This window comes from aff. Roholtiella sp. LEGE 12411, assembly GCF_015206995.1.
In the GTDB taxonomy this organism is placed as follows: domain Bacteria; phylum Cyanobacteriota; class Cyanobacteriia; order Cyanobacteriales; family Nostocaceae; genus Komarekiella.
The window spans coordinates 1-14,097 of sequence record NZ_JADEXR010000149.1 but is presented as its reverse complement, the minus strand read 5'-3'; the positions used below and the strand labels follow the sequence as shown (position 1 = coordinate 14,097).

Annotated in this window: 16 protein-coding genes; 6 read left to right on the top strand and 10 right to left on the bottom strand. The window is 43.0% G+C overall.

The features are described 5' to 3' along the window. The first annotated feature begins 50 nt into the window (after positions 1-50). Positions 51-665: a HEAT repeat domain-containing protein gene (locus tag IQ246_RS23845; protein WP_194005806.1), complete on the top strand. Its 615-nt coding sequence runs from the start codon at positions 51-53 to the stop codon at positions 663-665. Positions 666-934: 269 nt separating this feature from the next. On the opposite strand, the gene IQ246_RS23840 is transcribed toward IQ246_RS23845, so the two are convergent. Genes IQ246_RS23840 through IQ246_RS23830 form a run of 3 tightly spaced genes read right to left on the bottom strand, consistent with a single transcriptional unit; the run spans position 935 to position 2,480 of the window. Continuing rightward, positions 935-1,840, bottom strand: coding sequence for a HEAT repeat domain-containing protein (locus tag IQ246_RS23840; RefSeq protein ID WP_208492272.1), 906 nt, complete (start codon positions 1,838-1,840; stop codon positions 935-937). A gap of 32 nt (positions 1,841-1,872) precedes the next feature. Beyond that, a complete protein-coding gene (locus IQ246_RS23835) occupies positions 1,873-2,112 on the bottom strand; it encodes a hypothetical protein (RefSeq protein WP_194005804.1) in 240 nt (79 codons plus the stop codon). Positions 2,113-2,162: 50 nt separating this feature from the next. After that, positions 2,163-2,480: a DUF1838 family protein gene (locus IQ246_RS23830; protein WP_244142136.1), complete on the bottom strand. Its 318-nt coding sequence runs from the start codon at positions 2,478-2,480 to the stop codon at positions 2,163-2,165. 80 nt (positions 2,481-2,560) lie between these two features. Between IQ246_RS23830 and IQ246_RS23825 the strand changes: the two genes are divergently transcribed. Next, entirely contained in the window at positions 2,561-3,832 is a 1,272-nt protein-coding gene (locus IQ246_RS23825; protein ID WP_194005803.1) for a HEAT repeat domain-containing protein, read from the top strand. Positions 3,833-3,930: 98 nt separating this feature from the next. Continuing rightward, positions 3,931-4,782: an Rpn family recombination-promoting nuclease/putative transposase gene (locus IQ246_RS23820; protein ID WP_194005808.1), complete on the top strand. Its 852-nt coding sequence runs from the start codon at positions 3,931-3,933 to the stop codon at positions 4,780-4,782. Between the two features lie 162 nt (positions 4,783-4,944). Here IQ246_RS23820 and IQ246_RS23815 read toward each other — a convergent pair whose 3' ends face one another. From IQ246_RS23815 to IQ246_RS23790, 6 genes are all read right to left on the bottom strand, one after another. Continuing rightward, entirely contained in the window at positions 4,945-5,946 is a 1,002-nt protein-coding gene (locus IQ246_RS23815) for a phycobilisome rod-core linker polypeptide (RefSeq protein ID WP_194005802.1), read from the bottom strand. A 503-nt stretch (positions 5,947-6,449) separates the two neighbouring features. Further along, positions 6,450-6,788 (bottom strand): CpeR family transcriptional regulator, encoded by a 339-nt coding sequence (locus IQ246_RS23810; protein WP_194005801.1) that lies wholly within the window; start codon positions 6,786-6,788, stop codon positions 6,450-6,452. Further along, a complete protein-coding gene (locus tag IQ246_RS23805; RefSeq protein WP_194005800.1) occupies positions 6,782-7,411 on the bottom strand; it encodes a chromophore lyase CpcT/CpeT in 630 nt (209 codons plus the stop codon). Before IQ246_RS23805 ends, IQ246_RS23810 begins: the two co-directional genes overlap by 7 nt. A 62-nt stretch (positions 7,412-7,473) precedes the next feature. Beyond that, positions 7,474-8,010, bottom strand: coding sequence for a phycobiliprotein lyase (locus IQ246_RS23800; protein WP_194005799.1), 537 nt, complete (start codon positions 8,008-8,010; stop codon positions 7,474-7,476). A gap of 359 nt (positions 8,011-8,369) precedes the next feature. Further along, on the bottom strand, positions 8,370-9,128 hold the full coding sequence (locus IQ246_RS23795) for a phycobilisome rod-core linker polypeptide (protein ID WP_194005798.1): 759 nt from the start codon (positions 9,126-9,128) through the stop codon (positions 8,370-8,372). Between the two features lie 785 nt (positions 9,129-9,913). Further along, positions 9,914-10,777 carry a phycobilisome linker polypeptide gene (locus tag IQ246_RS23790; RefSeq protein ID WP_194005797.1) on the bottom strand — a complete coding sequence of 288 codons (864 nt, stop codon included), beginning with the start codon at positions 10,775-10,777 and terminating at the stop codon, positions 9,914-9,916. 417 nt (positions 10,778-11,194) lie between these two features. Between IQ246_RS23790 and IQ246_RS23785 the strand changes: the two genes are divergently transcribed. Both IQ246_RS23785 and IQ246_RS23780 read left to right on the top strand, forming a co-directional pair. Then, on the top strand, positions 11,195-11,878 hold the full coding sequence (locus IQ246_RS23785) for a HEAT repeat domain-containing protein (RefSeq protein ID WP_244142135.1): 684 nt from the start codon (positions 11,195-11,197) through the stop codon (positions 11,876-11,878). Between the two features lie 171 nt (positions 11,879-12,049). Next, on the top strand, positions 12,050-12,250 hold the full coding sequence (locus IQ246_RS23780; protein WP_194005809.1) for a hypothetical protein: 201 nt from the start codon (positions 12,050-12,052) through the stop codon (positions 12,248-12,250). A 21-nt stretch (positions 12,251-12,271) separates the two neighbouring features. Here the strand turns inward: IQ246_RS23780 and IQ246_RS23775 are convergent, their stop codons facing one another. Beyond that, a complete protein-coding gene (locus IQ246_RS23775) occupies positions 12,272-13,096 on the bottom strand; it encodes a pentapeptide repeat-containing protein (RefSeq protein WP_194005796.1) in 825 nt (274 codons plus the stop codon). A gap of 329 nt (positions 13,097-13,425) precedes the next feature. Between IQ246_RS23775 and IQ246_RS23770 the strand changes: the two genes are divergently transcribed. Beyond that, complete coding sequence (locus IQ246_RS23770; protein ID WP_194005795.1) at positions 13,426-14,007, top strand: phycobiliprotein lyase; 582 nt, start codon at positions 13,426-13,428, stop codon at positions 14,005-14,007. The last annotated feature ends 90 nt before the right edge of the window (positions 14,008-14,097 follow it).

Here is a 14,097-nt window from a genome sequence, read left to right as displayed (position 1 = left end):
CAGCCCCAGCCCCCCAGCCCCCGGCTATTTGACGATATAAAAATAAACCTATGACAATAGATTCTTTATTTGAACAATTGAAACATCCCAACCCTAATCTGCGGGAACGAGCAATGCGGGAGTTGGCTGATGTCCGCGATGAAAATACTATTTCTCGCTTGATGGGCATTTTGGATGATGAAGATGTGACCTACCGCCGAGCTGCGGTCAAGGCACTGGGTGCTATTGGCCCCGATGCCGTGCCTTCGCTGGTAGAGTCATTGTTAAGCAGCGATAATGCGACCATTCGAGGCAGCTGTGCTAAGGCTCTGGCTCAGGTCGCTGCCAACCATCCAGAAGTTCCCTTCCCAAGCGATGGCTTACAGGGATTAAAAACAGCGCTCAATGACCCACATCCGGTTGTTTACATTGCATCAGTGATGGCGCTAGGTGAAATTGGTTCTCCTGCTTTTGAAATTTTGGCTGAAGCGCTAAGGACGACGGATAACGTTGCGGTGGCTGTGGCGATTGTGAATGCACTTGGTTCGATGGGTGATATTCGGGGTGTGGAAGTACTGACGGCATTAACCAATGATGAATCTGCTGATTCATACGTTCGTGAGTCAGCAGTGAGTGCATTGCCCCGATTAGATCAGGTGATTAACTATTCTAAGAGAGTGAATTAGCTAGGACTTACGCAACTGGCACACAAGGCTTCTGGTATAAGAGTCAAGGGTCAAGGGTCAAGGGGAGCCACTGCGCCCTTGCGGCTATGCCGACTTGTTCGCGCAGCGGCGACCACAGGAGAAGCAAGTGGCGTTCAAAAATCAAGGTTTTTTGGACTTTTGACCTTTGACTCTGGACAACCTCTGGCGTTAAAAATATGACACTTGCGTAAGTCCTGTTAGCGATCGCACTGTAACAAAATGGTTTAATTGTGAATGTCCATACTGTCTTATTCCCAGTCTTCTAAGTGCCTCTCAATTTGAGAAATCGCCAACTTGATGACTGCTTGAACTGGTGCTTCCTCTTCCTGAGCCAATGCAGCTTGCAGAGGTTTTAAGGCAGCGCGATCGCCTATCTTCATTAATGCCAGAGCCGCAGCCCTTCGAGTTTCCCAATCGGCATGATTTGTTAACAAGTCAACTAGTTGGGGAACCGCAGGTCGATACTTTAGGTTACTTAAGGCAGTTGTCGCTTCGCATCGCACGGATGAAACCGGATCACCCAGAGCATTCATTATGATATCGAACGCTCCCGCTTCTGGATTTTCCTGAGCGATCACTGCGATTGAACCGATCACAGCAGCACGAACTTCAGGCGAGTCAGAGTGAACTTCTCGATATACATACTCCTTTGCTTCTGCACCAATAAATGCCAACGCCCATGTTGCCAGACCCTTGGAACTTTCGGGATACTCAGTTGACGCTAAAATTTTTAGTAATGCTGGCACTGCTGACTCACCCGTTTTAGCCAGTGCTCCAACACACGAGTTTTTGACAACCGTATCCTGATCATTTAAGAGGGCGTTGACCAAAGTCGGAACTGCTTTTGGATCAGCAATGAGTGTCAAGGTTTTAGCGCTGGCTCTCCGTACAACCGGATTTGGGTGGTTTGTCACAGCCTCCAGTAACAACGGGGTAACGGGCTTGCCAATTTTCCCTAATGCCTCCGCGAAACTCAAGCGTACCATCCCCCGCGAGTCTCCTAGACTTTCAACCATCCGCTTGAGAATTTGTTGGTCATCAGGGTTGAAGGTGTTCAGGTTTAGTTGCTCACTGACAACCTCAAGCAAGGCATCAGTCTCTGTCTGGGACAGATTTAGCGAACTTCCACCCGATTGAGTTTCAAAGTTGAGCATATCACTCATAGCTAAATTATCAACATGGATTACTAGTTACTAACCATCAGGTTGGCCTGCTGATTGCGGAGTTCCTGAAGTGCAAAGTCAATCTTAGTAAGCTCCGGCTCCAGTTGCGCCATGAGACTTATCCTCATCACCTTAGCCCGTTTTGCCGCTTCCGTAGTTTCTTTTACCAGACGTTCCCGATATTGCTCAAGTTCTGCAATGACCTCTGCTAAATCTTGAGCGGTAACATTATGGGTTGATATGATCTCTGAGGTTTCATCCATATCTGTTGTTTCCTAAACGCGTATCTATATGATGATTTGTTGTTCAGTGTTCAACTGTCAAATGCATATATTCTGATCTTCTCAGATCGCGTTACCACTGGTAAACCTTTTTGAAGAAGAAGTCCAAAGAAGACCGCACTGACTCCTCCTAACTCCTCAAATGGAAAAATATTCCCCTGTAAGTAAGACTCAAAGTGTTTCTTAAAGTACTGAATACTTGTCAGATTCGGTTCATCGCTTTCTGTCGGCGTGAATTCATAAATTGGTACTTTTTCCCTCACCAGTTTGACCAATTGAGGATGAAGCTGCTCAAAAAAATCTACTCTAAATATTGTTGTTTCAAATCTTAATTTACCGCTATTTCTCAATCCCCAGTCTCCAGTCCCCAGTCCCTAGTACGATAGTAAACGTGACCTTTGAGTAACTCTCCTCAGTCATTTACAAATCAATGGATAAACGTTTTTTTAAAATTTTTGGTTTAACAGAAGATCAAGCGATCGCAATTATCGATACACCATTAGAACAACTCGAAGACCCCACTGATAAATACATTGCTGTTTCGCATCTGATTAATTTCCCAACTGAGCAATCAATTGCAGCTTTGGTACGTGCAATTGAAACTAGTAACCCGGCTGAATTAGATCACCGCATTGTTCGACGCAAAGCTGTAGAAAGTCTGGGGCGATTGCAGGCTGAATCAGCATTACCTGTAATTCGACAATGCCTCAAGGATGATGATATTTATACAGTTGAAAATACCGTATGGACAATTGGGGAAATCGGTACTAAAGATCCAGAAATTCTCGAAGAAGTAGCACAACTGCTGGATAAACCAGGTCAAATTTATCGAGTGATTATTCATACCCTGGCTAACGCCGATTATAAGTCTGCTCTAGAACGTGTGCAAAAATTTACCCAAGCTGAGGACGAACCTACCCGTAGTGCAGCGATCGCCACAGTTTGTCGCTTTACGGGTGATTACTCTCAAATCACTGAAGTAATAGCGCTGCTGCAAAGTCCCAACGTTAATGCACGGCGCGGTTGCATTCAAGATCTGATTGATTCGCACTACTACAAAGCCATACCCCAAATTGCCCGTTGTCCTGTATCTCTGGTGTTCCGACTGCGAGCCTTACGGATGCTCTTGGATATAGGCGTTCCCACTGGTGAAATTACGTTTGCAGAAGTTCAGCCATATCTAGAGCAAGTACTACACGATCATCCCAACGACATTGATCTAGTACATGAGTATGACGTTACCCCTGTACTGAATTTTGTCATTGATGAACTGTACCAAACCGATTTTGGTCGGTGCTATTTAGCAACCAAAACTTTACTGGATGTCTATTTACAGGAAGCAGCCCAAGCACTGCTAGCAACTTATATGGACAAAGCCTATAACGATTATGGTGCTCACTATCATGTCATGAAACTTCTCGGTTGGCTGAAATATACTTCTAGCTACGATTTATTAGTGGAAAATCTGCATAACCGCGAACCTCAATTTCAGAAATCCCGTACTGCTTGTGCGATCGCTCTTGGGGAATTGGGCGATCCACGCGCAGTTACCGAACTCAAAACTTGCCTGAGTACGCCGATTTGGGATTTGAAATATGCTTGCTTATTAGCGCTAGACCGTTTAGGAGACTCATCCAGCCGAGAAATGTGTGCTACTGATGCTGACTGGTTAATTCGGGCGAAAGCGACGAGTCATAATTAGTAGGGATGGGCGTCTTGCCCGTCCTTGATTTTGTAAGTTTGATAATTAGGCGATCGCCGAACTGTAAAATACGTTCATTAACTGAAAAACCAGCTGACTTGAAAACTGACAGTATATTTTATCGCATCTTCCAAAGCTTCCCCAGCACCTTCTTTGAACTAATCAACCAACCGCCACAACTGGCTAACGCTTATCAATTTTCCTCAGTTGAAGTTAAGCAACTAGCATTTAGAATCGATGGCGTATTCCTCCCAAATGCACCAGAACTAGCCATTTATTTTGCTGAAGTTCAATTTCAACCAGACAAAAAAATATATTCACGTTTATTCACCGAAATCTTTAACTATCTCGATAAAACCGAATTAACTAATACCTGGCGTAGTGTCGTTATCTTTCCTAGCCGCAGCATTGATACTGGAGATACAGAAAGATACGCAGAATTACTCAACTCACAAAGAGTAACTCGCGTCTATCTAGATGAATTAACCTCGATGGAGGCATCATCAATCGGAATTGAGACAGTAAAATTAGTCGTAGAACCAGAATCAACTGCGACAATAAAAGCTATAGAGATAGTAGACAGCGCCAGAAAAGAAATTATAGATGCCGCCCAACAGCGGGAAATTATACAATTGATAGAAACGATATTAATCTACAAATTGCCGCACTTAAGCCGGGAGGAGATGGCGAAAATGTTTGGATTAAGTGAGTTAAAGCAAACTAGATTTTACCAAGAAGTTTTTACAGAGGGGAAACTAGAAGGTAAAGAAGAAGGCAAGTTAGAAGGTAAAGAAGAAGGCAAGTTAGAAGGTAAAGAAGAAGGCAAGTTAGAAGGCAAGCTAGAAACAATACCTCAGTTATTAGCGTTAGGGTTAAGTATTGAGCAGATAGCTCAAGCATTAGGTTTAGACGAACAAGTTGTTAGGCAAGCTGCACAATCGAAATCATAAAACAATCGGGTGCGCGTTAGCCTCTGTTATGTCATGATCAGCAAATTGCCTAGAATAAAACCCCACCAAAGTTTTAGCTGACGCCAAGATTTCCTTCACCGCTTGTGAAGACGGTCTAGAGGTGGGGTTCTAAGTATTATGGTTAATCAACCGAATATGATATTAGCCATTAAAAACGCGACTGCGCCACTTATTCAACCGGGCTTCTCCAATTGTGGCAAACCGTCGAGCATCAGCAATTTGCTCTTGTAAAGAAGTAATCTGTTTTGCCTGGGCGTCAGCCTGCTGTTGCAGAGATGTATATTCGTCTGTACTTGTAACAGAACTAGAAGACTGCCAACTACTACTGAATTGTGTTGTACCGATGCTAGCAAAGGTTCGTAAGTCTGCTAGTTGTTGTTGCAAAGCTATAATTTGGCTTTCTTGCTCTTGAATTTTTTGCCGCAAGCCTTTTTCGGCTTCTGTGCGAGCTGCAACAAACGTATTACCTTGGGTATCTGGCTTAGGCTTAAATAGATCAGCTAGTAATGCACTAACATCCGTGGATTTCAGCTTACCGTAAGGAGTGTTGGTAATTAGCGATCGCACCAGCTGAGGTTTATTATTTGATGCTAGGTTTTTGTCGCTACTGGAATTGCTACGCACCAATTGCAGCATATTGGTAAATTCCAATATCTTTGTGCCCGTTTGGGTTTTGTAACCCCGGTAATATGGCACGATGTTTTCCCCAAAAGCATCTAGATACTCGTCGCTATCGAGGTAGGAATCAATATCCCCTTCAAAACCTTGTTCATCCAGAATATTGCTGTGATGAATTGTCTCGGAGTAGTCATCGGGAGCGCGACCTAGCAGGTGCTTAAAGTTCAACTCAATGGCGCGGTAGCGGTAAACGTTGTCAAAAAATCTGGAGCGATACAACTGCGACTTGGCAATCTGGCGGACAAATTCGCGGACGGGGATTACACCTTGCTTGAGTTGGGATTCTGGGACAGTGAGCCGCTCACTTTCCATAACGTAAGCATTGCCTAATACTTGCCGATAAACTGCTCGAATCACAATTTCAATTTCATCAGCTGAAGCACCAAACCATAGTTCAATTGGTTGTGTTTTGGATAATGTTTGATACTGGCTTTGTCTGATTTCGTCGTCTGAGAGGGTTCGCATGGTTGGGTTGGTTCAAGTAGGAGTTACTAATGACTGAGACTTGAGGTTGAGGATTCGCCAGAAATCTATTGACATCGGTTGTAACACCTGATGTCACACCCAAAGGTGGCGCGGCTTTGGGAGTATTGGTGATTAGCGAGCGATTCAGTCCAGAGCGAGTTCCTTTAACGCTGGATTGATCTAAGCACTAACATTTTCTCATCCCTTTACAGTCAGGATTCAATAGCTTTGGGTTAAGAGGGAAAAGGCTGAAATTTACTCCTTAGCCTTAACCCTTTAACCTTTTCCCAAGCCACAAAGTAGATTCAGAGTGCTTATAAGGGAAAGTATTGAGTCAGGATTAAGTTATCAAGTTTTGGGGAGGTTTTTAGTTACATTTTCTAACAAAATTAGACGGCTAGCAGTTAATGACTAACAGCTAATAGGATTAAAAAACTAGCAATTAGCAACTAACAATTAGCCGCCACAAACTGTTAACTTTATGTCAATTTATCTATTTATTTTCAAACACGCTCATCAAATCTAGTGTAGAAGCCACCATATTTTATCCAGTATTGTTTCAAGGTATGATGAGGTGTATGTAAACTGGCTTTTGCCTGATACAGAATAACTTGACGATGATCGCCCATCCAAATTTTATTAACTGGGTCAACGGATATTACTGATCCTCCTAAAGAAGCAACACATTCAGAAAATCTTTCAATCGTTGTATATTCTAATGTCTCGAATATAAAAAAGTTACCGGAACAAATCAAATGGCGACTGCGAATCCAGCAACGCATCTTTTTTTCAGCCTGTGGAGGCAACATTTTGGTTTCAATAGCCTCAAGCTGAATTAACATAATGCGCTCACCGCATGTAATTCATCGGCAAAACTTTCCTGCTTTTCAAATTGCAAAGAGCCAGCCTTGGAACCCCATATTTGCTCGTGGGTTTCAACATCCATACCTTTATCTAAACTAGTCCAAGTATGCTCGGTTACTTCTACATCGCTGATTAGATATGTTTGATGACCGTTACGCGGAATCAGACATTGATTACCTGGCTCTACACTACCTCGAAACATTTCACCCTCTCGGACAAAAACCATTGAACAGTTATAACGCCGTTCAATGCTATCTGGGGTGATAGTTCTGAGAATATTTAATTCACGAGCCGCACCTCCATAAAGCACAGGATCTTTGAGACTGTAGTTTTCGATGTAGATGCGATCGCCCCAATCTACTAGTCTATGTATTCCCTGGCGATAGGGTGTCCATAAATCGTAGTCATACACTTGCTCTGAATAAAAACCAATGGCAGAAAAAAAATCAAATGGTAAAGGACGAAAAAAAATGTGGATGTGAGCGTAAAGTTGAGGATTTGCAAAAGATTGCTTGTGGTTACTAAAATCTCCTGCCATCCAACAAGCTAAGGTGAGCAAATCGCTAGCGTTGGTGCTAGAACCACTGGGCGCTATCGTCATATTCAACCTCAGGAGCAACAAGAAAAAACTAAATGATTCTTTTATGTTTTAACTCAAGATTATTAATTAGCTGGACTTGACAAAGAACGAATCTCTGAAGAAAAGGAAGCTGTAGTCACCCCTTTACTATCACTGGTTTTAATCATCGCTACCCGAAATCTAAGATTCGGGTTAGCAAACCAAATTCGTTCTTCAGCCGCGGCGTGATCATACTCTGTTAGCAGGGTAAAAATACCATCGTCACTTAGGTGGTATTTGCTCACTGCTGGGATTGTTTCCGCGTATCCCTTGTCCCGCAAGAGTTTACCTCTGGAGGGATTTTCTGGATCGGGAATTGGTACTAGCACAGTACTACCAGAAAGCGGTTTGTCATCCCAGTCTGACTCGCCCTCCCAAGTCATCCGAAAAGGGTGGGTGATACTTGCAGGGTCAACGTCATACAATTTACAGATTTCCAAAACCTCCGGTTTATCGACGGTAAGGGCCTCAATGTCAATCGTAGAGAGCACTTCTTCAAAGTGGGCGAATGCTAAATGATGACCGCTACGTTGCGATCGCCATTGCCCAATTGACTGTTCAAAGAATTCGGTAATTTTCATTACAAAAGTGATCTGAAAAAGTAGCTTAAAACCCAAGAGATGTCTTGGCTAAAGAATTATTCTCCTAGTCTATATAGTAGTGCCCATACTCACAACTGCAACTAGCATTTGGGGGCGTGTAAATGCGGAGGACATTATTTGCAGCGGAAACTATTGCGACCTAGTATCCGTTTAATAAAACAAAGGTCATAATTGCTGCTGTTTCAAGACGGTTTGGATAAGTATTCCACCTTTGTTGTGGTCTGGGGAAAGGGTAAGGAGGAATTCAAACGTTTACCTTTTCCCTTTCCTCTTTAAACTAACCACATTGGCTGCTGTTTGGTCAGCCATTCTGCCTTTTTACCTGTACTCAGATAAATCTAAGCAACTTCGGTGATGCTGACGATTTTTCCACCTGTCCGATGAATATTTTGCACTTGCTGAGACAGCTGGTTATAGTCAACCACATATTTAATATTGCCTAGGCGAGTACGGGGGACAGCAGCACCTTTGATCACCTTAATCAAGAAGCGTTTGCTGGTGCTGCTTGCACTAGAACCAGCAGCGGGAGCCTTGATAGATGTAGGTAAATTTGCACCTACATCACTGATCAGCTTGGCTTTGCGATCGCTATCACTACTAGCCGCTCCTCTCAATAAGGTAAAGGTGCGGTTAAAGCTGACATTCTTCAGCCCTGTTTGGCTGCTAGTGCTGCGAGCATAGGGAACAATACTATCGCCAAAATTCTGCTGATACTCCTCGCTATCAATATAGGATTCGATTTCGGCATCGTAGCCCTGTTCATTGTAGATACGGACGTGTTCGGCTATTTCTGACTGATCAGCAGGAGGACGCCCTAGCAGGTGTTTGAAGTTCAGTTCAATGAACCGATTTTGGGAAGAAGAATTAAAAAACAGAGATTGATATATTTCTGATTTAGCAACGGCGTTGACGAATTCGCGTACCGTGATTTTGCGATCGCGCAATAATGATTCAGCACTGACTAAGCGCTGACTTTCCATTAAATGCCCATTACCCAAAACCTGTTTGTAAACTGTCCGAATCAGCGTCTGTAATTCATCTTCGGTGATGTTCGGACGCAGTTCAACCCTAGGTGAATCAATAGCCCAAAGTGACATTGAATTATCTCCTGAAAAACGTGGTTAATTAAATAAATTTACGAGCATTCCACCTATATTATGGGTGGATTTTCGTGTCAGTTGTCAGTTGTTTTTGCTACTGACCAGCCTTTTGTTAAACGCTAATCTGCAAAGGTGCGTTAAATGCCTGTATAACTCACCTGTTAGCACATCTATACTAATTTGGTGCAAATAATTAAGAGCAGCTACCCAAGTTTTAGCAAAGCTTTTGACCGTTTATATAATGCACTATTCTTGATTTAATTTAGTACATTAAAAGTTGTTACAAAGCTTTAATCCGAGACGATACTTTAATTTTTTAGTGCATCACTTAATAAAATAGTTACCTTACTAAATTAGTTATTGGAGTTAAATAAATCCAGAATTCTAAATTAAAAAAAGTTTATTTTGCTTTTAATGAAAACTGGGGACTGAGGATGAGGGAGTGGAGAAGTAGGGGAATAATTGCTGACTCTTGACTCTTGACCAATCCCAATCCCAATCCCTATTTTTAAACAATCTCTGTCATACTAACAATCTTTTTGCTAGTGCGATTAATCCGCTGATTTTACGGTGTCATCTTGTTAGCAGGAACAATGTATTCGGTTGTACTACAACGGCGAGGATTACTAACTTTTACTTCCTGAACGAAGATTTTAAACCTCTTTTCAGTACTACCAACCACAGAGGGTGACGTAATCATTAGTGCTACTTTGCTATGGCTCCACCTTCGGGAAATTTATAATTATGCTTCCCATTTACGTTGTTCCCAAACTAAAGATTGTCTAGTTAACAGGAGTAATACTGGCGATCAAACCGCCCTGTTTGTGAATCCGCTGATACTCTTCTGAAAGTTGATTGTAAGGTACGAACAAGACTTGGTTACTGCGGCGAAATTTGGAGATCCGATTTACCGCATTTGCTTTATAGCCAGTGACTTCAACCCGGTAGATCTTGCCGTCGTCACCTGCACCCACACCTTGACGAGTACGCGGAGTAAATGTCGGATTGCGGAATGTAGAACCACTGCTAGCTGGTGAAATTACGGGGGTTGGCGTGCCTTGAATTACCAGACTATTTAGTTTCGGTTGTTTGCCAGCGATGTCACCTTTGAGGCTGCTGCTAGAAGCACCACGTACCAGTTGGAATAAGTGGGTAAACTGAACCAAACTCTGGATAGCTTCGGTTTTATACCCTCGAATATAAGGTACGATATTTTCTCCAAAGGTTTGTTGGTACTCGTCGCTGTCTATATAGCAATCAATATCAGCTTCAAAGCCCTTGGTATCGAGAATATTGCTGTGAGCACGAGTTTCTTCTAGATCCGATGGAGCACGTCCTAGGAGATGTCTGAAATTCAACTCAATCGCCCGATAGCGAGGGGAACTATCAAAAAAACGCGAACGGTAAAGTTCCGACTTAGCGACTTGACGCACAAACTCGCGAACGCTAACCTCACCCCGTTTGAGTTGAGATTCCGGAACCTGGAGGCGCTCACTCTCCAATACATAAGCATTGCCTAAAACTTGTCTATAGACTGCTCGAATTACGGTTTCAACCTCTTCTTCAGAGCGGTCTGGCCACAGCTCAATGGGATCCGTATCTTCAAAAAGAGCGACCCCCAATCGTGATGCTGGTCCGAACGCCATTTAAACTATCTCCCAGTTAACAACAGAATTTTATGAGAATAATTTCAGCAGATGTTAAAAAACTTTACATCATTCTGACGAAGAAAGGCTATAAAGCCTTTAAATTTTCTTAATCTTGATGATTTGAGTTTTTACATCTATGCCTTTACACATTCTGATACGATGCTGAGGTTATATTTGTTAATAATTATTAAGTTAAATGATCCTTTATAATAATTTCAGCTTTTTTTTAGTATTGGATTGGTAATTGCGTTACAGGCAATGGTACGGTTAATGACCGCCCAAATCTAACCAAGAGCATTAAATAAGGGGAGTGGGAATCATTAAACAAATCTCTTCTCCATGCCCCATGCCCATCATTTAATCTTCAGAGAATGCGATCGCCTTTTTTTGACATCTGTAAAATACAGTTAAAGAATGACCCTACCAAATGCCTGTATGGAAATCCATCAAATAAAAGCTGAACTGAAGAATCCAGATTTTCAGTACCGCTTGAAGGCGATCGCCGCCCTCAAGGATTATGAATCAGAAGTTGCAGTTCCTCTGTTAACTAGTAAACTCCAAGATTCAGAATTTCTGGTACGTTCCTTTGTCGCAAGAGGTCTGGGTAGCCAACAATCAGCAGAATCTTTTGCCGCCTTGATGCAAATCATGAAGTTCGACGATACCCCCAATGTGCGAGCTGAGGCGGCAAATTCTTTATCGCTATTTGGCAGAGTAGCAGTTTCTCATCTAGTTCTAGTATTTTATCAAGATGATCATTGGCTAGTGCGGCGCAGCATTTTGGCAGCGATAGCCGAAATGGACTGTCCTGAAGAACTATTTGATATCTGCGTTCAGGGTTTAAAAGATGAAGATTTCACAGTTCAAGAATCATCTGTTGATGCACTCGCCTTACTAGCTAATTCTAGTCAACATGCTGCGGCATTATCCCATTTGCTGATGTTGGTGAATGATGAATCTTGGCGGATGCGTGTACGAGTAACTTATGCTCTCAAACGATTTGATCAACCGCAAGCAAAAGCAGCCTTGGAGCAACTCAGACAAGATGCGGATCATCGAGTTGTTGGAGCTACTTTAGAAGACTTGTCGCCACAATAGAGGGCTAGATTTCACGATTTATTGAACGTTATCAAACTCAATTGAGCAGTAGCTAATACATTCTCCAAATCAAAAGTTTGCCAAAAACATATAAATCTTGACAGAAATATCTGGATAGTCTGCCAAAATCTTGAAGATAAAGATCAACATTTTGGAGATCAGGAGACATTTGTGAGTGATATCCCCTCTGGACAAATGACTTGGCGACCACCAGGCTCCTCAGAATGTGCCTTACATTTGCGCCATAATGCTTCGGAACCTTGGCGATCGTATAAAGATTTTCCCCAATATGTTGTACCGGATCCACCTGGTTTTTCTGAAGGATACGCTACTTTTTTAGCACTCCTAAAACTCAACTGGCAGTCTTTTTAAACTCAACTGTAGCGCAACTAGTTAAGCACTTAAACTCTCACGCGTTGTTCTGCGGGTGTAGGCGTTCCAAACATCAAGTTCTGAAGGCGGAAGGCTGTGAAGCATGGCTTTAGCTGCATCTGTGAGTCCTTGCACAAAAGTGAAATCTGCGCCAGCGATACTCTGAAGATGCTCCATAGCTGCGTCACTCAAGTCAGCTGCTCGCAGATCCGTACCCCGCAAATCAGAGCCATTCAATCGAGCATTTCGCAAGCAAGCACCTGTCAAATAAGCTCTACTCAAGTCAGCACCGCTCAAAGCTGCACCTTGTAAATTAGCTCCTGTCAAGTCAGCACCACTCAGGTAGGCTCCACGCAGATTAGCTCCTTGCAAATCCGCATCTCGTAAATAAGCTGTATTAAGAAAAGCACCATTGAGATTAGCACCAGGCCCCACTGCTCCAGAAGCTTTGTAGTTAAAGTCTTGGGGCCATTTTGTTTGTGTATCATAACGTGCTACTTGCAATTTGGCTCCCTCCAAGTTTGCGCCACTAAGATTTGCTTGCTCAAGGTCAGCACGGTTCAAATAAGCTCCCTGCAAATTAGCCCCACTTAGATCGGCTCCCCGTAGGTTAGCTCCTCGCAAATCCGCCCCACTTAGATTTGCATCACTCAAGACCGTTTGGCTAAGGTCGGCTCCCAGTAGCTTGGCTTTACTAAAGTTAGCTTGTCGTAAATCGGCTCCCCTCAAATTGAATTGGTATAAATTTACTTGTTCTAGAGCAAGTCCGGCTTTGAGGGCTGCTAAGATTTCTGGAGTTGGACTAGGGCGTTCGCTAGTAATAAGTTGAATTTCCCTATTTATCATCTGATTAAAATAAGACTTTTGAAGTATTCTACACTTTAGAGCGAGAGATGGAATCTTACCTCAATTCAAGCAGCGCTACTCATACTAAAAGTTAAAAATTAGGAGTTGTAAGTTAACAGGACTTACGCAAGTGTCATATTTTTTCGTTGAGGTTGTCCAGAGTCAAAGGTCAAAAGTCCAAAAAACCTTGATTCTTGACCCTTGACCCTTGACCCTTGACCCTTATACCAGAAGCCTTGTGTGCCAGTTGCGTAAGTCCTAGTTAAAAATTTGTTTCCTAACTTCTTACCAGAAACTCCTAACTATTAAAAAACGAGGTTTAACACAATATGTATCTAATATCACCCTTGAACATGATTGACTTCTTCCGTAAAAGTGAAGGGACATGGTTTACGGAACGCTCCGTTCATCACTTTGACTCTGCGGCTGATGAGTCGGGAGAGTCTAATTTGACAATTACAGTTCTAGAAAAGGATGATCCAAAAGTCCAAGAAGTCTGTACAGCACAAGGGATAGACCCTGCTCAAGCAACGGGAGGTGCTAGCTTTTCATGGCAGGCTAACTTAGACGTGAGGCTGTTGAATACTGATAATGCGGCCATTTTAGTTGATGTTCCTGACGAACAAACTAAGCGTTTTGGAAAACTCATTCGCAACCAAGGCTATGTTGAGAGCATTCCAGTTGTAAGTCGGTATCAGTTTGCTGATGATGGAGTGCTGACTATTGATACTGACTACGAAAATAACCAAGGTCAAGAGCGTTGTTGGTTTGTTACGAATGATTTTCGCGTCAGGGTCAGTACCGTGCGGATGATGAACGGAGTCAACTTGATGACTTATTGCTCTGAGCGCCGCTGTGTTTCCCAAGAAGTGTTGGAGCAAATGATCAGCCGGAATCATGCAAGACGTTAGTGGGGGAGTGCGAGAGTGCGGGAGATGGAGAATAACCAATGCCCCATACCCCATGCCCCATGCCCAATGAATGCCCCATGCCCAATGCCC